Genomic DNA, 18,906 nt, shown 5'->3' with positions numbered 1-18,906 from the left:
CGTCACATCCTCCCGTTCCTGCCGAAGCACAGGGAGCGCCCCTTACCGTCACCCCGGTACAGATCCAGGTAAGACGCCATCATCTGGCCAAAGGAGAAACTCTCATCCACTCGCTTCATTGCCTTGGTGCCCATGGCTTTCGCCAGCACCGGATTTCCCAGCAACTCCAGGACCCTGGCAGCCATCTTGCCCTCCTCTCCCAGAGGCACGAGATAGCCAGTTTCACCATCGACAACGACTTCGGGATTGCCCCCTACCGCGGTAACGACGGCGGGAACGCCGTTGGCCATGGCTTCAAGCAAGGTGACCGAAACCCCTTCGGTAAAAGAACTCAGCAAGAAGACGTCGAAGACTCGCATCAGGTCTGGCAGATCGTGCCGAAGGCCTACAAATCTGACTTGGTTTTCTAGCTCGAGCTCACTCGCCAGTTCACGCAGCGCGCTTTCAAGGCTCCCTGTTCCCGCCAGCAGTAGCAGGGTCTGAGGTCGAACCTTTACCACCTCCCTGAACGCGCGCAACATCATGGGGAGGTTCTTGATCCGGTCGAAACGGGCAGCGGTGCCCAGCACAGCAAAGCCTTCCGGAATCTCCAACTCGCTGCGTTTATCAGCAACCTTGGCCACACCCTGCACTTTGCGAAGGTCGACACCGTTGTGGATGACCCTGATCCGCCCTCCCGGGAAGCGGTCGTATCTGATCATGGCTTCCCTGGTACTGCAGGAGATGGACACGAGGTGGTCGATTCTTGTTCCCAGCAAGGGGTTGATAAGCTTCCTCTTCCAGCTCGGTCTTTCGGGGTACAGTCTCCCATGCTCGGTGAAGACAAGTTTAACACCTGGCAGGGCCATGACGGAAAGGCAGGAGTAAAATAGCGGGTTGTACTGATGGGCGTGAACGACGGAAATTCCCTCGGAAAGCATGATCTCCCGCAGCCACATCACCAGCCCCCAGTCAAGGATCGATTTCGGCCGGCGGAAAAAGAGGGGAATTCCTGCTTCCGAGAAACGCTCCCGCAGCGGCCCGTCCATTTCGATACAGCAGATGACCGGTCTGAAGCCGCTAGCCGGCAGATTGATTGCCATGTTGTAGGCGAGCATTTCTGCTCCGGCAATCCCAAGAGACCAGACCACATGCATCACCCCCGGCAACCTCGTTCCCTTTTCGTGGCTCAAGCGCGCCTCCCGGAGAATCTAGAACCGCAGGTAGATAAAGCTCTGAGTGGTGGCCCCGCAGAAAGTGATGAGATATACCAGGCATCCATAGACGGCACCGTTTAACCAGAGTGGAGTCCTGTCCAGCCATTGAAGCGGATGCGGGCTCGATTCGGCACCGGTCAGGCGCCGCGAGAGCTGTGCCCACGCGGCATAGAGTAGGAGTATCAGCAGCATGGCCCCGGTCTCCCCAGAGGACCGTGTAGGGAAGAGCGGTTGCCACCACCTTCCGTCGCCGGTGGCCATTTGCAAGACGCTCGCTGAAAGACCAGTAATGCCCTTAAGGCTGACGTACCAGGCGTCGTGCAAGCTCGACGCACGGAAAAAGATCCAGGAGAAGCATACGAGATGAAAGGTTACCATCTGCTGCCACACGGCAAGCGCCTGGCTTTTCTCGATTCCCAAGGCTTTGTACCACCTCCTTTTGCTCTTGCTCATGAGGACGCTGCCGCCCAAAAGTGTGCCGTGGATCGCTCCCCAGACGATGAAGTTCCAACTGGCGCCGTGCCATAAACCGGACGCCAGGAATGTGAGGATGAGGGCTATGGGGGTTCCCCACTGCGGCCACTTTCGAAAACCAAACTGCAGCGGCTTGAATATGTAGTCGAGTATCCAGCTTGAAAAGGAGATATGCCAGCGCCTCCAGAAGTCGGCCATCGAGGTGGCGAGGTAGGGCGCATTGAAATTCTGGGTGAGCCGAATATTGAAACAGCGGGCCACACCGAGGGCCATATCGGTATAGCCCGAAAAGTCGAAGTAGAGCTGGAGGGCAAAAAGATAGGTGGCGACTAGAAGAGAGATCCCCTGGTGGGCCTCAACATTGCCGTAGACCGGGTCGACAAAGGTAGCGAGACGGTCGGCGATAACCACCTTTTTGAAGATCCCCCAAAGAAAGAGGTGGATTCCCGAAACGAGGTTTTCCCACCTCAACGGCGCAAGATCACGTAGCTGAGGCAGTAGCGCCCCACCACGCTCGATAGGCCCCTGGAGCAGTTTGGGAAAGAAAGTGATGTAGAGGGCGAAATATCCGAAATGGCGCTCCGGCTCCAGCATCTCGAAGTAGACGTCCAGCAGGTATGATATCCCCTGGAATACGTAGTAGGAGACGCCGATGGCGGCGTAGGCCGTGGCCTGGGCAGTGAAATTGAAGGACATTATGTGCAGGGCCACTTTCAGGTTTTCCAGCAGGAAAGGCAGGTATTTCATCCAGAAGAGCAGCAGGACATTCAAGGTGATGCCCGTTAGGAGCAAAAACCGCTTGGTCACCGGGTTCTTCGAGCGAGAGATCAGAACTCCACAGCTATAGCAGAGGCAGGTGACGGCAAGAAGAACCATCAGCAAGGAAGGGTCACCTAGCCAGGCGTAGAAAAGGTAGCTTCCAGCCAGCAGCACCGCCCAACGGGCTGTTGCCGGCACCTGCGAGTAAACCAGCAGGGCTGCGGGGACGAAAATGATATAGACAAGAGAAGTGAAGCTCATCTCAATTCACCCATGACGGCTTGTGGACGTCGAATCGCGGATAGCGGCACCGAGTCAACCGCGGTGCCCCTCACCACCTCGGCCACGCCTCGAGCAAAAAGAGCTGCCCCTTTGTCGGTATAGTGGACGTTATCGCCAAAGTACTCGGAAGTCTTCGGAATGAGCTTATCTGTCTCGACCAGCAAGGCCCCCTGCTCTGCCGCTACCGATCCGATGACGGCGTTGTACTGCTGGAAGGCGTCGATCATCCCCAAGAGTGAGAGTTCGATGCAGAACCTTCTGTTGTCCAGGAATATCTCAAGATACCTTTCCACGTTGTCTTTGTTGATCAGGGACGGATAGGTAGTCAATACTACCCGGGCGCCATCGGCTTGCAGCGCTGCCACGGTTGCCGCGAGCTCGTTGTGGAAGCCGACCAGATGGCTGGCGGGGACGGAATCCCTGGGTTTGCGGCCCTTCAGGCGTTGGAACTCGATCTCTGCAAGCTGTTTTTGCAGGACATACAACTGCCAGCGCCTGAGCAGATCCGGGAAACTCGCGGCAAGACCCTGTTTCAATGCCTGTTTGCCCTTGGGAAGAGATCGGAGTTGTTTGAGTCCCTCGTTCACCGCTGCCTTTTTTGAAGGGGTTATGGCGTCGGCAGCGTCAAGCTTTGCCGCCGTCGGTTGCGGGCTTCTTTCCTGGGAAGTGAAGTAGAATAGGGGATTAACGACCAGCACTATGATGTCGGGTCGAAACGGAGCCAGGTAACTGTCGAAATAGCGGCCATACTTCTTGAGGCTCAGACCGGCAACGGAAGCATTTAACACCTCATAGCGGGATTGGCCCAATAATGCCTGCAACTGGGCAGGCCACTCCTTTCCCGAAGTTTCATAGAGGCCGTAGGTCTCTGACGACCCCAGACAACCTACCCTCACCTTGCCGGCAGCCTTCCTCTTGGAGATCTCAGGGCCGCGGAACCCGTAGCTGTTATTACGCCACTTCTCGAAGCTCGCCATGGGGACGTTAAAGGGGAGGCCATTGCTACTGCTTCGCAGGTTCTCCGCAGAGTACGGCGCTGTCGGCGATGCCTGATACGTCAGATAGTCATCGAGCCTCGCGCAAAGCTCAACGGCCAGGAGGAATGCACAGAACGCTCCGGCCAGCACCGCTGACCTCTTCAGGTATGAAAGGAATTTTAAACCTACGCTCCGCAAGGCTGGCTAGCTCCTATGCTCCATCCGTTTAATCAGGTTCCCGACCTTCTTCCGACCTGGTTCCCCCTTCCACTTCCTAGATATCCAGCGTTGACACGTCGCCCGGGTCGAGGCCTAGGTAGCGTGCCTTAAGCAGTCGCCGCATGATCTTGCCGCTTTTATTCTTGGGTATGGCGTCCAGGATGAAAATCTCCTGCGGGGTAGCGACCGAAGAGGCCTTATTAGCAACATGCAGCCTCACGCGCAGTTCCAGTTCCTCGGTCCACGCCTTGCCCTCGTGCAGCGCCACGAAGGCCACCACCTTTTCGAACAGGAGGTCATCGGGAACTCCTATTACCCCCGATTCCGCGATCTCTGGAACCTCCAGCAGGGCGCACTCGACCTCGAATGGGCTGATCAGGTGACCGGCCGTATTTATGATGTCGTCGCTGCGCCCCATGAACCAGAAATAGCCGTCATTGTCGCGCCTGGCAGTATCGCCGGTCCAATACCACCCGTCGTGGAACTTCTGGCGATAGACCTTTGCATTCCCCAGGTAGGTGATGAACATCGACTCCCACCCAGGCCGCAGGCAGAGGTTCCCCTGTGCGCCACTGGGCACCTCTGTCCCGTCGTCAGCCACAATGGCAGCCTCAATGCCGGGAAAAGGTAACCCCATCGATCCTGGTCGTATCGGGCGACCAGGAGAGTTGGCAATCATGATGGCGCCGGTCTCCGTCTGGAACCAGGTGTCGTATATCTCCTTGCCGAGAATCCTTCTGCCCCAATGAATCACCTCGGGATTGAGCGGCTCCCCCACGCTGCAGATGTGACGCAGCCTGGACAGGTCGAATCTTTGAAAAAGGGAGGGATCTTCGCGCATCAGCATGCGCAGCGCGGTCGGCGCCGTGTACCAAACTGTCACCTTCTCCGTTTCCAGGGTCCTGAACCACTCCTCGGCGTCGTAGGCCCCGCCGTGGTGGATCTGGGTGACGCCAAGGCTCCATGGAGCGATGACACCGTAGGACGTGCCGGTAACCCACCCCTGGTCCGCGGTGCACCAGAAGATGTCATCATGGCGCAGTCCCAGCACGTGGATGGCGGTGCGGGCCTGCAGGGGAAGGCTGCCGTGGCAGTGCAGCGCTCCTTTGGGCTTTCCGGTCGAACCGGAGGTGTAATGAAGCAAGGACGGCGTCTCCGCAGCGGTATCGGGAATGGTGAAATCTTCACTCGCCTCCTGCATCAAAAGCGGAAAGCTCAAAACCTCCCCGCACAGATGCTCCTCCAGATCGGTGACGATGATGTGCTTGAGATCGTGCAGATGGTGGCGGATCCTGGTGAGCTTCTTGAGCAGGCTTTGCCGCGTAATGATGCCGCTGGCCCTGGAGTCAGCCAGGCGGTCAAGCAGTGCATCATCGCCGAAATTGGAAAACAGTGTGCCGGTCACCAGGCAGAGCTTTAAAGAGCCGAGGATGGCAACGAACTGCTCCGGAACCTTGGGCAGGAACGTAAAAAAGACGTCACCTTTTTGATAACCAAGGCCTTGTAAGACGTTGGCAAAGCGGGAGGTGAACCGGTCCAACTCCTCGAAGGTGTAATCCCTGACCTCGCCATGAGCGCCCAACCAGCGAAAGGCGCGCTTTTCGGAAAGGCCTCTTTGACACTGTTCTGCCGTACAGGCATGGCCGATATTTATGGACATACGCTTCTCTCCTTTAGGTTTTGGCATCTATGGATCAGGCTGCGGCCCTAGGCCGGCAAACCAGGCATAGTAATCTTCCATGACCCTTACACGGCGGGCGAAAGAGAAGTGCTGCTCGATCCTCTCGCGGGACCGCTGGCCACACGATTGCCGCAGGAGGGGGTCGCGAAGGATGGAGACCACCCTTGCAGCCAGCGCCACTGAGTCGCCTGCGGAAGCCAGGAACCCCCCCTCGCCGTCCTCAAGAACTTCGGGGATCCCCCCGACGCTCGTGGCCACAGACGGGATACCCAAGGCCATGGCTTCGAGCAGCGTGTTAGGCATTCCTTCGGTAAGGGAAGTTATCAGGAAGACGTCGAAGGATGCGTAGACATCGCGCAGATCGTTGCGGTGGCCGGTAAAGCGGACGAGGTTGGAGATGCCCAGCCGGGAAACCTCGGCGCGCGCCTTGGCCAGGTCGTCGCCGTAGCCGTCACCGACAATGACGAAAGTGGCGTTTGGTACTTTCTCAGCCACCATCTGCGCCGTCCGGTAGAAGGTTGGGAGGTCCTTCTCACCGGAAATCCGCGCCACGGTCCCTACCAGAAAACCGTCTGCCGGGATTGCCAGTTCCTCCCGCAGCACCGGCCGTGCCATGTCACGCCGCCATGCCGCCGCATCGATGCCGTTTGCAAGAACGACCACGTCCCGCCCCGGAACACCGTTGTCTATGAGACGTTTACGAGTATCTTGGGAAATAGTGATGATCGGCTTGGCGAAACGACGCATGAGGAAAACCTGAACCCACTGCCGGGCCCTTAGGGCCAGATACTCCCTCTGCGAAGCGAACTCCTCCCGACGCGCTAACGTGTGAGAGTGGCAGGTGTACATGATCTTTAGTCGAGGCGTGGTCAGCCTGAGCAGCCAGGCGTAGAGCAACGTTTTGTCGTCGTGGGCGTGGATGACCTTCAGTTCATGCTCCTTCACGAGCTGCTTCAGCGTCCTCAGGCAGGCGCGATCGACAATACCGCCATCAACCACGTCAGTGTAGTTGATCGCCAGACGCCGCGCCGTTTCCGGGATAGAGAACTGGTCGTCATGGGGTTGGCGCAGGTAGGTCACCAGTACATGCACCCGATCCGGGTCGTGCTGCGCCGCTGAATTGAGGACCGTCTTGTCGGGGCCGCCCCCCCCCTTGTAGGTACCTCTGAGGTCCATTACCCGCGGGATGACAGATCGTCGGGGCTGCGGCCTAACCTCCGCACGGAGCGGCTTGAACTGCGAAGGAGAACCGACGGCCACGGTATCGGGGGGCATGTCCTTGGTGACCACCGCGTTGGCTCCTATGATACAGCGGTCGCCGATGACAATCTCGCCGATCACCTTGGCCCCCGCGCCGAGCATCACGTCGTTGCCGATCCTGGCCGCCCCCCCTGCCCCTCCCCGGTCGCCTATGGTGACACCCTGGTAGAGGGTGCAGTTATCGCCGATCACTACGGTTGGATGGAAGATGATGCCGCCGAAGTGGTGGATGCGCAGCCCCCTGCCGATCCGGCAGCAGGCAGGAATCGAGATGCCGGTGGTAATCTCAATGAACCGCTCACAGAAAAAGCGTAGCGGCTGCCCTGGGATGCGGCGCTCATGGAGCCAATTAAAAAAACGGTAAACCACTATGGCCTGAAATCCCTGGGACATGAGACCAGAGAGCAGGGTGCGCATCGTCGGCTTCCCAGAGGGGCTGAGGCGCTGCAAATCGGTTTTCAGATAGTCGAACATGTCACTTCTCCAGGTACTGCCGGTGCCACAGCGCAAAGGAGAGGAGGCTCCAGAGAAGGGTCCCTTGATGGCCCTTGCCCGCTCGGTGCTCATCGAAGATGCGCCGAACTTGCTCCAGGTCCAGGTATTCCCCTAACGCCGTGTTGGAAAGCAGGCTTTGCTCTACAATCGGGCGGAGGTCGTGACGGAACCAGTGGTCGAGGGGCACCGTGAAGCCGTGCTTGCGACGCTCGAGGATTGACTCCGGGAGGAGGCTTTGGAAAGCCTTCTTGAGCACATGTTTTTTGCTGCGCCCCTTGATCTTCAAGGTGCTAGGGAGTGAGGCCGCGAATTGCACCACCCGGTAATCGAGCAAAGGCGCTCGGACCTCCAGGGAGTGGGCCATGCTCATACGGTCGACCTTGGCCAGGATGTCCCCCGGGAGGTATGTCTTGATGTCGGTGTAGAGCATGCGGGTGATATGATCAGCGTCGCGCACCTTATCCCAATACCTGAGTGTGTGCTCGGCCGGGTCGTAGCCAAGGCATTGGGCCCGCATCTTCGCGGAGAGCAGCCTTTCCAGAACAGCATCCTCAATGAATGTGTTGGTGCGATAGAAGGCCCGACCGGGATCCATCAGCGCGCCGTGGGCAAGGGTGCCGGCCTTGCGCCAAAGTGTGCCGCGCCGGCCGCAGGCAAGTCTCCCAACGGTCCTGAGCATCATCCGCGGGACCAGGCGGCGCACCTGGTCCTCCCAGAGGTCGGTGATGTATTTTTGATACCCGCCGAAGTTTTCGTCGCCGCCGTCACCAGCAAGGGCAACGGTGACCGTCCGTCGGGCCAGCGCCGACACGTGGTAGGTTGGCACCGCGGAAGAGTCGGCAAACGGCTCATCAAAGAAACGAGGGAGCAGCGCGACCGTTTCCACTAGGCTCTCTCCGACCTGGTATTCGCTGTGCTCGGTTCCAAAGAGGGAAGCGATCTCCCGAGCGAAAGGAGTTTCGTCATGGTCCCTGTCGGCAAAACCTATCGAGCACGTCTTTACCGGGGAGGAGGAAGCCCGGGCCATGAGCGCAACGACGGCGCTGGAATCGACCCCCCCGCTCAGGAATGCTCCCAGCGGGACTTCCGCTATCATCCGGCAGGCGGTGCTATCCTCCAGCAGCCGGAGGAGCTCTGAAGCGGCATCGTCTTCATCGATGGGGCTGCTGCGGCGCGAGAAGTCCACGTCCCAATACTCGACGGTACGAGGTGCCTCCCCTGGTCGCAGCACAAGGTAGTGGCCGGGGAGAAGTTTGGCTATCCCCTTGAATATTGATTTTCCTTCGGGTACGTAGAGGTACTTCAGATAGTCAGCCAAGGCAGTCGGTTCGATCCCGCGCGGCACGCCGGGGACCTGAAGGAGGGCCTTGATCTCGGAGGCGAAAGCAAATCTTCCTGATCCGCCATGGTAGTAGTAGAGAGGCTTCTTCCCGATGCGATCGCGCGCCAGGAAGAGGGTCCCCTCCTCTCGATCCCAAATGGCGAAGGCGAACATGCCGTTTAGGCGCGTCAGTGATGCGGCTCCTTCCAATGCGAAGAGGGCCAGAACGACCTCGGTATCGGTGCGGCTTTGGAACGTGCCCCCCTTTTCCGTCAACTCGGCCCGCAGCTCCAGGAAGTTGTAGATCTCGCCGTTGAAGACGATGACATAGCGGCCGTCGCCGTAGAACATCGGCTGATTTCCCTGCGATGACAGGTCTATTATACTCAGCCGCCGATGGACCAGCCCCACCCGCTCATCCAGATAGGTGCCACCGGCATCCGGGCCGCGGTGCAGCATCACCTCCCCCATTCTCTCGAGGATCTTCTGGTCGGCTCCCGAAGCGCATGCACGCATGAACCCTGCTATTCCGCACATCAGCTGCTCCTCCTGCGCCAGGGACTGCGGGGCTCCAGATCAGTCGCGCAATCCTCCGTGCGAGCTGCGCGCTTATCGAGGGGGTCCCTGAAAAAACCTGGGAAGTGATGGTTGGATGACATCGTTGTGAGCCTCTCGACCGGCAACCTAATGAAGATTCATGGCTCCAGCACCTGAAGGACATATACGCCGAGGACCGTGGCTAGTTTCACCGCCACGGCCAGGACCATTCCGGCCAGAGCGAAAGGGACCAGTGCCGAAGAGGGGGGTCTCCCTGTAGCCGGCCCCCGCACCGTGTCCCAAACCGAGATGACCGTTCCCCTCAGGCGCAGTATGATCCCTGCGGCCGACGCCACGTTCATCAGTACCAGATAGTAGGGAAGGAAGAAGACCCGCGCCTGCTTGGCACTCTTTTCCTGAAACCAGCCGACCAGCGCGAGGGTCGACATGGTGCCATAAGCGCCAAGAGAGGCGAGAGCCAGCAAGGGAACCACACCATCCTTTCCTGCAGCGGTAAGCGAAGCCACAAGGTGCAGACCGATGATGAACGGCGAGAACCAGCGCAGCACTTTATGAGACATGACCTGCCACGCGAAGATTCCGACCTTGAGAGGGTTGCAGGACGCAGACACCCGCAGGACCCCATGGAAACTGCGGTTGGCAATCCTGACCTTGCGGGAAAACTCCTTCTCGAACACGCCGGCCGGCTTCTCGCTGCACCGCGCCTGCGGATCGAAGATACCACGATAGCCCTTGACCACGATCTGCAGTGGGTTGACGAAGTCGTTGATATCGCTCTCCTGGAGCGGCTCGTACAGATTTCTGCGGATCGCGTATATGGCGCCGTCTCCCCCCACAACCGATGAAAGCGCAGATTCCCATTCCTTAAGCTTTACTTCCAGATTCCAGTAGGCACCTTCGCTACTGCCGGCTGCTGTTTCGGACGTGCTCTCATAACTGGCGTAGCCAACCACGTAGCCGACCGTGGGGTCTGCGAAGTGCCTGATCAGCAGCCGGACCGCGCAACGGTCGTAAATTGCGTTGGCGTCGGAAAAGACCACCACATCGCTCATTACCCCGGACAATGCCAAGTTTAGCCCTGCCGTCTTCCCGCGACGCTCCGGCGGACGGACCAGCACCACGCCTCGGCTGGCGAAGCTGCGGACGATCTCATCGGTGCCGTCGGTGGAGCCATCGGAAACGACCAGGACGGTCAGCTTTTTGTGAGGATACTCCGTTTCCAAGGCATTTTGCAGTTTCGCTGCGATGTCCTTGGCCTCGTTGTGGGCCGAGACAATAAGCGCCACCGTCGGCTCGTGGCGCTCGTCAAAAAAGTGGACGCGCGGGAAAATCTTGGCCAGCAGAAAGAGCAGGAGGTGGTAGCCGCCATAGATGTATGCAACCAGCACGGTAAGCGTTACGAAAAAGGCATCAGCCATGTGCAGAAGTCCTTATCAGGGCGGGTCTCGGCCGCGCGGAGCGAGAATTCTGTGTTCAGGGAATGTTTTTCACTAGGGGCGGCCCCAGTAGCTTGGTCACGCCCAGTGGCAGCCGTTGCCACAACCTCACCGCCAGACGGTACTTCGGGTTTGCCGGGCTGAGGTCTGGCACGGGCCCTTCTTGCCTTAGGAGATAGTCCCAATAGAGCTGTTTTGGCCCTGCGCCCCACTGCTTCTTAAAATGATAAGTCCCTTCCCCTGGGGTGGACCGGCCGAAGTCGAAAATGGCAGCGCCGCTGCCGATGGCATACTTGATCGCCTCCCAGTACAGCAGGTTGTTGGGGCAGAGCCCGCGGAACTCCCTTACCGACGACGCCCAGGGAACCTCCAGTATGTCGCGATAAGAGGTTAGGATGGCTGAGGCGACAGTCCGTCCTTCTAGGAGAACGGAGATGATCCGGGTGCTTTCCGGGAAGGTGGCTAATACCCTTTCAAAAAAGATTTTGCCGTAGACAGGAGTCCCGAGGTCCCGCATGTTACGGCAGAAGACGTCGTAGAAGCCGTCGATAAGTTCCAACTGCCCCATAACCGCCGTCAGACCACTCTTCTCCGCCTTCCGCACCTGATTGCGAACCTTGGGGTCCAGCACCGTCCACTGAGCCTGCGGGCTCTCCTGAAGTGGAAGCAGCATAGTCACTTTATGCCGCTTCTCATAGAGGCCGTCCCGGCTCCTCAAATGGCGCAGTTCGACGTGGGCGGCACCGACTTCAGTCAGCAGGGCCCTAGACCGCTCCAGAAGTGGCTCCACCGCCGCGTCGTCAGCGCAGAGCAGCCCGCCATAGTTCAGAAAGGGAAGCGAGACCAGGAAATTCCCGAAGAGTCGGCTTTTCATGTGGAAAAGCGGCAGGACCCCCTGGACCTGACCGCACCGGTCTCGCGCCGTGAGGTAGTGCGCGCGATGGCCGAAGCTTTCCTCGATGACGCGGCGCCAGCCGTAGAGGTGGTAGTTGGTCCCCTCACCGCAGGAACCGACGAATGCGTTCCATTCGGCACCGTCTGCATTGTATGAGCTGACTGTCATTTCCATTTTTCACTCTCATCCGCTCCGCGATAACTATCGAGGACTTGCCGCATGGTCCCGAACTTGAATTCAGCCAGCAGGGTCCTTAGCTTTCTCTCGGTGGTGTGGAGGTTAAGGTAGTGCCTTATGTGCGACCTGTATCCTGTACTTATCCTCGGTTGGTCGGGATCGATCTCCCAAGGGTGGAAGTAGAGCACACCAGGTTGTTTTTCCACGTTGTTGATGGTCTGGAAGGCATTCCTTATGACCCAGACCGGGAAGAGGCGCAGATAGCCTCCTCCGGCAACCGGCAGCCGGTATTCCCTCCCCTGCAGACGGAAGGGGAGAGTCGACAGGGGGAACTCTCTTATCCTTCCCGAGGCGCAGGCGATGGTCCCAGGGAAACGGCTGGCATCGGGAATGCCGTAGAGGTCATGGATGATGGGGAAGATGCTCGAATCGTAGGCAAACCCCTCCTCGACGAGGATGTCCAGGGCCCACAGCGATTTTTTGGTGATGGAGTAGCTGGGAGCACGATACCCCAACACCCGCTCTCCACAGATACCCTCTAGTATGTCTCGGGCTGTAGAGATGTCACGTCTGAACATCTCCGGACCGATCCGGTAGACCAGCTGATGGCCATAGCCGTGACTGGCGATTTCATGCCCCCGGTCCTTGATGTCACGGACGAGCCAGGGAATGCGCTTGGCGACCCAGCCGAGAACGAAAAAGGTGGCTTTCGCCTCGAACTCGTCGAGCATATCGAGAATCCGGTAGGTATTGGCCTCGACCCGCATGGGATAGCTATCCCACTGTGCGGGCCGGATCTGTTCAGAGAAGGCTGCTACCTGGAAGTAATCTTCCACATCTATGGTCAGGGCGTTTAGCATGTCGTGCCCTCCATGGAGCAGAAACGGATAGATTCACGGGCCCCTTCCAGAACCATTTCTGGCAAGGAGAAGCACCGCATCTGACTCTACCCAACTCGGCACCCGAAATTTCTTCATCCCTGCGGTACCGATTTCTATCCTGTCCGTGCTGAGTGTGCCACGCAGGGGATCGAACCATTCGGCCCGGTAGCTCCCTGGCTCGAGCCTCACCGAAAAGGGTCCCTCTGCTGGCTGGTAAACCAGGTACTGGCGCCCGGGGCGAGCCAGACAGTAACCTGTCGACGAGAGGTCGCTGCGCGGCACCATCCCCGCTAGCTCGATGCGCTCAGCAAGGGCTCGAACATAGCCGAGACTGCTGCGCAGGCTGACAACTACGGGGTCATCGATTCGGTAACCAGCGGGGATATCGCCGATGGTCACACGACTACTCACGTAGGGGTCCATGAAGATCGGGTTGAGGCCTCGGGTGAAACTCTTCCAGACCCAGCGGTGATTTCCGCCGATCCCCCACAGGTGGTCGGTGTCGGTGACCACCACCTGTTCGCCGGTAGCAGCGGGCGGATCTTCCTTATAAGGCGCCGAGCCCAAATCATTGGGGGAGATCCAGTCCGCCAGACTCCGACTCAAGTCGCGGTTATTCCCACCCGGCCAGATGGAGGTCATCCCGACCGGGTGATTGTGAGGTTTCGAAGCCTCGTACTTCCTGATGAAGGAGATGAAATGGTAGTGCCACTCCTGGGAGCCGGGGGGGCTTTCATTCGAAACCTCCCACAGCACATTATCCAAATCGTTAAGGGAATCGATCACTCGTTGCACGTACATCTCCTGCAGACGTGTGATCTCCTTGTGGCGCAGGGAATGGGTCTCCACTCCGAAACCGGTGCCGGCGGGATCGCCATCGATGCCGTTGATGTTATTGGCTCTGTTGTAGGGGTGCCCATTCCAGGGATTACCCATTCCCAATGACTTGCCGTCCACGCTCCAGCCATTGAAAAGCATCACCGAGACATAGATGCCACAGTCGCGGGCCCGACTGACCCTACAGCGCAGGCGCTGAAAGAAGGCGTCGTCGAACTGCGTCAGGTCGTATTTGACTCCCCCGTCCAAGGCCTTACCAGGACCGGTCCGGCGATATGGAAGAGGAGCGAAACGCAGGTTGGCATCGACATCGGCTGCGCCCCATCCCTGCTCCCAGACCCAGAGACGAAAGAAGTTGTGGTTATTCTTGCGCAGAAATTCGAGATAGGCGTCGTAGTCAAAGGGGCCGGAAGCCCCTTGCGCCATCATGTCCTGAAAGTTGTTCCAGGTATGCGATCCCGCCAGCAGTACGACCTTTCCGGTGGGATCGCAAAAGTAACGAGGATTAGCGTGAGATCTCGCAAGCGGGCCTGTTGCCGCAACGACAGAAGATCTTTCCAGCGAAACCGTGTTTCTCTGCCGGAAAAACCCGGTCATAGCCACCGTGCAGCTGACCAGGCATAAAATTCTCAGCAACAAAACCGACAACTTCACATATCCCCCTTGATTGACTCCACTCCCGGGCCTTTGGCCCTTGAAGCCGCCGCTGTGGGCTAGTAGGTAACCTTGCGGGCGTAGAAGGCTTCAGCGAATTTGGTGGGGGAGCCGGCCTCGACCCCCCTTAGCCGCAGTAGAGCCCTAAAGGTATCCTCGGTAAACCACCCCTTATGCGCCTGGCTTGGGTAGTTCTTCAGTATCAGGTGGACCTTCTTTCTGCAGTGTTCCTCTGAAAGGAGAGAGAAGCAGTTCGGGCTCCCGAGGTCTCCGTCGAACTTCGGGATCTCGTACTCCAGAATCAGATGGTTACGGAAGGTGTTCCAAGTCAGCTCGGAGATGACGCGGTGGTCCTGGTGCAGGTCGTTGCGGAAATGGGTAAAGATCAGATCCGGGTCCATCACCTGTTTCATCTGCTCGAAACAATCCTTGACCTCCTTCCATACATGGGGGAGGTAGCCGTCGGGGAAGTGATGGGAAGTGCTGCCCCTCGCCCTGCCAACCCCCAGAAAGCTGCGGGTCGAAGCGAGGAACTCGGCGGCACGGACTCTGGTGCCGCTAAAGACAGTCCAGGCGACGGAGGCGGAGGGATTCTCCTCCAGCAGCCGCAGGATAGTGCCCCCGCAGCCTATTTCGATGTCGTCGCAGTGGGCGCCCAGGCAAAGGACCTTGAGATCCTTTTTCTTGAGGAATTCGAGAGCTAACATCAGACGCCAACCCTTGCGGAAGTGGCCTTCCCGTTGCTCGACCAGACCTCCCACGGAGTATTTCCCCGGCTGTAGAGATCATCGAGGTGCTGTTTATCCTTAAAGGTGTCCATGCTGACCCAGAAGCCGTCATAGCGATAGCTGAGAAGCTGCCCTCGGTCGATCAGTCGGCGGAACGGTTCATGAACCAGTTCCTCGCCCTCGTCGATATAGCTGAAGATGTCCTTTTTGAAGATGAAGAATCCACCGTTCATCCAGATGTCCGATCTTTCAAGACCGGTTATCTCGTTGACCAGCCCGTCGTCGTTCACATTCACTATGTGGAAACTCTGGTTGGGACGAACACTGAGGAAACACGCTGTCTTTCCGCTATAATTAAAGCGCTCTATCATCTCCGGCAGATGAAAGTCGGTGAGTCCATCACTGTAGTTGGCCATGAACACCTCATCACCCTCAAGGTACTTATGCACTGCTTTCAACCGCTGCCCTATGTTGGTGGCGATGCCAGTATCGGCGAAGGTGATTTTCCAGTCGCTGATATCATTGTTGTAGAGGAGGATATCCTTGCCACCGTTGGAGAGGGTGAAGTCATTGGAGAGGCACTCGGTGTAGTTCAGAAAGTAGTTCTTTATGGTGTCGCCCCGATACCCGAGGCAGAGAATAAATTCCTTGTGGCCGTAATGAGCGTAGTACTTCATCACGTTCCAAAGTATAGGGCGATGTCCCACACAGACCATGGGCTTTGGGATCGATTCCGAGTAATCCCTCAGCCGCATCCCCATCCCGCCACAAAAGAGGACAACTTTCATTTCCCACCTCCTTAGCGATGGTCACGGAGATGCCTTGCATCTCTGGGCCAGGAAGATGTTAGATTGCCCAATCCCGATCATATTTTGGTGATTAGAGGGCAGCAAAGAGCAAGGTTCTATGACTCTCGTGGCCCTTCTTTCTTCTAGAGGCAGTATTGAGGTCAGCCATTGTCCTATCTAAATGCTGCTCATTGAGACCATCCCATGCTTCTTGTTCCTGAAGCGTCAGGATCTTAGCGTCTGGTTTCATCTAGCCCTCCTGCAATCGGGTTTGGTGGATGGAGCAAAAGGCTCAGCAGCGGATGAGGCTAGGGTAGAGATTGACAACCCCGCGGGCGTCCCTGTCGGTTTTGACGAAGATGGTTTTGGCGGGAGCAAGTTCGTCATAGAGCTTCTGGATGTCATAGCGGTAGACGCAGGCCGCGACATAATAGGTTCCCGGTCCAAGATTGAGGGTGAGCTCAAAAGCCATACTTTTTGATTCTCCTTCAGCTAAAGAGAAACTCTTCCCGGTAAGCCTCTCCGAGGAGGTATCAAAGATGTACTTGAACTCGTCGTCCATTAGCGAGATGCACAGAGACAGATTGTGGCAGGTCTTGTTGGCCCGTACATCGATCTCCAGCAGCACCTTGGCACCCGACTGGAAATCCAGCTTTTCGCCACCACCCTCATGGATGGTGAGCGTCGAAATAAAGACCTCTTTTTCGGTGTTTATTTGGCTTGTGTCACGGGGATGGTAGTAGTAGCGACTGATGACTTCATCGACGGGGCCGTCCATCATCATCCTGCCGTGGTCCAGTAGGATTGCCCTCTTGCAGAGCTCGGATACCGCTCTGAGATTGTGGGAAACGAACAGGACTGTCGCCCCCGCTGTCAGCACCGAGCGCATCTTCTCAACACCCTTCTTCTGGAAGAGGTAGTCACCTACGCTCAGTACCTCGTCGACCACAAGGATGTCTGGTTCCAGGTGGGCCGCAACTGAAAATCCGAGGCGGGCGTACATGCCGGAGGAATAACGCTTGACGGGGGTGTCGATAAACTCCTCCAGTTCTGAAAAATCGACTATTTCATCGAACTTGCGGCGCACTTCGGCTCGTGTCATTCCAAGTATGGTCCCGTTGAGGAAGATGTTTTCACGCCCCGTCAGATCAGGATGAAAACCAGCCCCAACCTCAATGAGCGCGGAGAGCCTCCCCCGAACATCTATGGTTCCTTTGGTTGGCTTCATGATTCCGGTGAGATGTTTGAGCATGGTGCTTTTGCCGGCGCCGTTGTGACCGATAATGCCGACTGATTCACCCTTGGCGACCTCGAAGGAAATGTCCTTTAGCACCCAGAATTCATTTTTCCCCAGCGGTCTCTCTCCTTGGCGTCCAAGAGCTCTCCGGGTCAGGGCCGGTACCAAGTCCCGCAAGCAGTCATACATCTGCCCTTTCCGGAACCTTTTGGAGACATCACGAAAAGAAATGGCGAACTCGGACATGGAGCAGGCCCCTCTAAATATACTCTGCAAACATCGGCTCTATCTTTTCGAAAACAAGGACTGCGGCGACCATTGACACTACTGCAAAAATGGCGCTGTAGACGATCCAGCCGCCATACGGGATGGTCCCGAGCACTAGGCAGCCGTTCAGGCCTTCCAGAAGGGGAGCCAAGGGATTAAGCAGTAACAGTGTCTGCCATTTCTCGAAAAGCTTCACCTCGTAGAAAACCGGGGTAAAGAAAATGGCAAAGGTGACTATGACGTCAACGATATACTTAACATCCCTAAAGAAGAGATTTGCAGCAGAAAGAAGAATGCCGAGTGCAGTTGCTTGCAAAACCAGAATGATGACCAGCACCAGGGAGAATAGCGATTCAATCCTCAAGCCATAACCATTTGCCGTCAGGAAAATCATCAGGAAGGCCCAGGAAATCATGAAGTCGACCAGTTGGGAGCATATGGCACTGAGAGGGAAAATGATCTTCGGGAACTTGATCTTGGTGACCAGGCTGAAGTTGGAGACCAGGCTGTTGGTGGAAAATTTGACAGCCGAGATGAAAAAGGCCCACGGTATGGCCTTTGCCGAGACACCTGCCACATCTCTCATAGTGAAGGGAGCTCCAGAAAGCTTGGCAAAGGCCATCCTTACAAATACCCCCGATGCAATGATTATAATTGGCATCAGCAATGCCCAAAGAAGCCCCATAGCAGACTGCTTGTATTTAATCTTGATCTCTCTCATGGTCATCATATAGAACAAATCGCGATACCTGTACAAAGTCCCAGCACTGCTCATAACCGACTCCTTATCACCGAACTATTCTACCGGCACCGCTTAATTATTAACTGGTGAAGTAGCCAAGCATCTTCTTGATATTCAAAAGATTGCTCAAGACTTTGTAAGAAGTATACCAGAAAATTTTTAATATACTGAGATCGTCGCCTATATATCTAAGTCCTTTTTTATGATATTCCCAAAAGTCTTGGGACCTGTTTTGCAAACTCTTTGCGCCAAGAAAAGCATAATAATTTGATGAAATTTCTTTTAATACCTGTTTAAATTCACCTTCCGTCAAATAGAATTTACCATATTTAGATACTAGTATGTACTTGTTGAGAAGGTTCGGATTGTAATATGTAAGTTTAGAACTGATTGAACAGTTATCGGTTCTCGTAAAGGAGAGGACTTGGTAGACAAAGCCGAAGTCATGCTCTTTTAATAAGTCATAGCAGCTCTCGGTATCCTCCAAATATGTACCATAAGCGTAGAAGGGCCTTCTGTTTCTGACAACCTCGGATGTGTACATGACCGAGGTAGGAGAACCGAACAAATACTGACCTTGGAGAAGGTGTTTCCTACAGGCGTCACGGCCTGAGATTATGGGAGATGGAAACGGGGCGCCGGTGCCCTCGACGGAGTCTCCTTTGAGGTAGTACGATCCCACGATGGCAATTGAGCCGCAACTTTCTGCAACCTTGACCATTTCAGCTATGCAAGTGGGGAAGATCATATCGTCGGCCTGGACTATCTTGCAGTATTTGCTTTGCGGGGAAATCAATTCCATGGCGCGATTGTAATTCTCCACCTGAGGCAGGTGGTGATCGTTGCGGATGAGCTTTATTCTCTTGTCGCTGTTCACATATTTCATGACAATAGCCAATGAACCGTCGGTACTGCAGTTATCGAGCAGGATGTAATCCCAGTTTTGATAAGTTTGGCTGAGAACACTTTCAATGCATTCGGCAATATAATATTCGGTATTGTAAAAAGGCGTAAGGATGCTGACAAAAGATTCGGCTGGCAT

Annotated in this window: 16 protein-coding genes; all 16 read right to left on the bottom strand. The window is 56.5% G+C overall.

What is annotated here, in order from left to right:
• Positions 1-2: 2 nt before the first annotated feature.
• On the bottom strand, positions 3-1,172 hold the full coding sequence (locus AC11W3_RS03150; RefSeq protein ID WP_484090524.1) for a glycosyltransferase: 1,170 nt from the start codon (positions 1,170-1,172) through the stop codon (positions 3-5).
• 18 nt (positions 1,173-1,190) lie between these two features.
• Positions 1,191-2,690 (bottom strand): MBOAT family O-acyltransferase, encoded by a 1,500-nt coding sequence (locus tag AC11W3_RS03145; RefSeq protein ID WP_484090523.1) that lies wholly within the window; start codon positions 2,688-2,690, stop codon positions 1,191-1,193.
• Positions 2,687-3,838 (bottom strand): SGNH/GDSL hydrolase family protein, encoded by a 1,152-nt coding sequence (locus tag AC11W3_RS03140; RefSeq protein ID WP_484090522.1) that lies wholly within the window; start codon positions 3,836-3,838, stop codon positions 2,687-2,689. The genes AC11W3_RS03145 and AC11W3_RS03140 overlap by 4 nt, the downstream gene beginning before the upstream one ends.
• Before the next feature lie 124 nt (positions 3,839-3,962).
• The gene (locus tag AC11W3_RS03135) at positions 3,963-5,567 is read right to left on the bottom strand and encodes an AMP-binding protein (protein WP_484092465.1); all 1,605 of its coding nucleotides are present in this window, start codon (positions 5,565-5,567) and stop codon (positions 3,963-3,965) included.
• A 27-nt stretch (positions 5,568-5,594) separates the two neighbouring features.
• On the bottom strand, positions 5,595-7,322 hold the full coding sequence (locus AC11W3_RS03130; RefSeq protein WP_484090520.1) for a glycosyltransferase: 1,728 nt from the start codon (positions 7,320-7,322) through the stop codon (positions 5,595-5,597).
• Position 7,323: 1 nt separating this feature from the next.
• The gene (gene asnB, locus AC11W3_RS03125; RefSeq protein ID WP_484090519.1) at positions 7,324-9,201 is read right to left on the bottom strand and encodes an asparagine synthase (glutamine-hydrolyzing); all 1,878 of its coding nucleotides are present in this window, start codon (positions 9,199-9,201) and stop codon (positions 7,324-7,326) included.
• A 158-nt stretch (positions 9,202-9,359) separates the two neighbouring features.
• Positions 9,360-10,640 carry a glycosyltransferase family 2 protein gene (locus tag AC11W3_RS03120; RefSeq protein ID WP_484090518.1) on the bottom strand — a complete coding sequence of 427 codons (1,281 nt, stop codon included), beginning with the start codon at positions 10,638-10,640 and terminating at the stop codon, positions 9,360-9,362.
• Between the two features lie 55 nt (positions 10,641-10,695).
• The gene (locus AC11W3_RS03115) at positions 10,696-11,727 is read right to left on the bottom strand and encodes a FemAB family XrtA/PEP-CTERM system-associated protein (RefSeq protein WP_484090517.1); all 1,032 of its coding nucleotides are present in this window, start codon (positions 11,725-11,727) and stop codon (positions 10,696-10,698) included.
• Positions 11,718-12,590 (bottom strand): XrtA system polysaccharide deacetylase, encoded by an 873-nt coding sequence (locus AC11W3_RS03110; RefSeq protein WP_484090516.1) that lies wholly within the window; start codon positions 12,588-12,590, stop codon positions 11,718-11,720. The genes AC11W3_RS03115 and AC11W3_RS03110 overlap by 10 nt, the downstream gene beginning before the upstream one ends.
• Before the next feature lie 33 nt (positions 12,591-12,623).
• A complete protein-coding gene (locus tag AC11W3_RS03105; protein ID WP_484090515.1) occupies positions 12,624-14,102 on the bottom strand; it encodes a DUF6298 domain-containing protein in 1,479 nt (492 codons plus the stop codon).
• A gap of 59 nt (positions 14,103-14,161) precedes the next feature.
• Positions 14,162-14,809: a PIG-L deacetylase family protein gene (locus AC11W3_RS03100; protein ID WP_484090514.1), complete on the bottom strand. Its 648-nt coding sequence runs from the start codon at positions 14,807-14,809 to the stop codon at positions 14,162-14,164.
• Entirely contained in the window at positions 14,809-15,618 is an 810-nt protein-coding gene (locus AC11W3_RS03095; protein WP_484090513.1) for a sugar phosphate nucleotidyltransferase, read from the bottom strand. The genes AC11W3_RS03100 and AC11W3_RS03095 overlap by 1 nt, the downstream gene beginning before the upstream one ends.
• A 91-nt stretch (positions 15,619-15,709) precedes the next feature.
• The gene (locus AC11W3_RS03090) at positions 15,710-15,868 is read right to left on the bottom strand and encodes a hypothetical protein (RefSeq protein ID WP_484090512.1); all 159 of its coding nucleotides are present in this window, start codon (positions 15,866-15,868) and stop codon (positions 15,710-15,712) included.
• A 42-nt stretch (positions 15,869-15,910) separates the two neighbouring features.
• Positions 15,911-17,101 (bottom strand): ABC transporter ATP-binding protein, encoded by a 1,191-nt coding sequence (locus tag AC11W3_RS03085; RefSeq protein ID WP_484090511.1) that lies wholly within the window; start codon positions 17,099-17,101, stop codon positions 15,911-15,913.
• A gap of 13 nt (positions 17,102-17,114) precedes the next feature.
• Positions 17,115-17,897 carry an ABC transporter permease gene (locus AC11W3_RS03080; protein ID WP_484090510.1) on the bottom strand — a complete coding sequence of 261 codons (783 nt, stop codon included), beginning with the start codon at positions 17,895-17,897 and terminating at the stop codon, positions 17,115-17,117.
• 46 nt (positions 17,898-17,943) lie between these two features.
• Complete coding sequence (locus AC11W3_RS03075; RefSeq protein WP_484090509.1) at positions 17,944-18,906, bottom strand: glycosyltransferase family 2 protein; 963 nt, start codon at positions 18,904-18,906, stop codon at positions 17,944-17,946.

This window comes from Geomonas sp. (assembly GCF_056994735.1).
Note: the sequence above shows the minus strand (reverse complement) of the source record. Positions and strands in the feature narration are given on the sequence as shown.

Bases quoted from the DNA above. Each gene is read 5' to 3' on its own strand.
- AC11W3_RS03145 (WP_484090523.1), bottom strand. From the start codon at position 2,690: ATGAGCTTCACTTCTCTTGTCTATATCATTTTCGTCCCCGCAGCCCTG.
- AC11W3_RS03135 (WP_484092465.1), bottom strand. From the start codon at position 5,567: ATGTCCATAAATATCGGCCATGCCTGTACGGCAGAACAGTGTCAAAGA.
- AC11W3_RS03130 (WP_484090520.1), bottom strand. From the start codon at position 7,322: ATGTTCGACTATCTGAAAACCGATTTGCAGCGCCTCAGCCCCTCTGGG.
- asnB (WP_484090519.1), bottom strand. From the start codon at position 9,201: ATGTGCGGAATAGCAGGGTTCATGCGTGCATGCGCTTCGGGAGCCGAC.
- AC11W3_RS03120 (WP_484090518.1), bottom strand. From the start codon at position 10,640: ATGGCTGATGCCTTTTTCGTAACGCTTACCGTGCTGGTTGCATACATC.
- AC11W3_RS03115 (WP_484090517.1), bottom strand. From the start codon at position 11,727: ATGGAAATGACAGTCAGCTCATACAATGCAGACGGTGCCGAATGGAAC.
- AC11W3_RS03110 (WP_484090516.1), bottom strand. From the start codon at position 12,590: ATGCTAAACGCCCTGACCATAGATGTGGAAGATTACTTCCAGGTAGCA.
- AC11W3_RS03100 (WP_484090514.1), bottom strand. From the start codon at position 14,809: ATGTTAGCTCTCGAATTCCTCAAGAAAAAGGATCTCAAGGTCCTTTGC.
- AC11W3_RS03095 (WP_484090513.1), bottom strand. From the start codon at position 15,618: ATGAAAGTTGTCCTCTTTTGTGGCGGGATGGGGATGCGGCTGAGGGAT.
- AC11W3_RS03090 (WP_484090512.1), bottom strand. From the start codon at position 15,868: ATGAAACCAGACGCTAAGATCCTGACGCTTCAGGAACAAGAAGCATGG.
- AC11W3_RS03085 (WP_484090511.1), bottom strand. From the start codon at position 17,101: ATGTCCGAGTTCGCCATTTCTTTTCGTGATGTCTCCAAAAGGTTCCGG.
- AC11W3_RS03080 (WP_484090510.1), bottom strand. From the start codon at position 17,897: ATGAGCAGTGCTGGGACTTTGTACAGGTATCGCGATTTGTTCTATATG.
- AC11W3_RS03075 (WP_484090509.1), bottom strand. From the start codon at position 18,906: ATGCCAGCCGAATCTTTTGTCAGCATCCTTACGCCTTTTTACAATACC.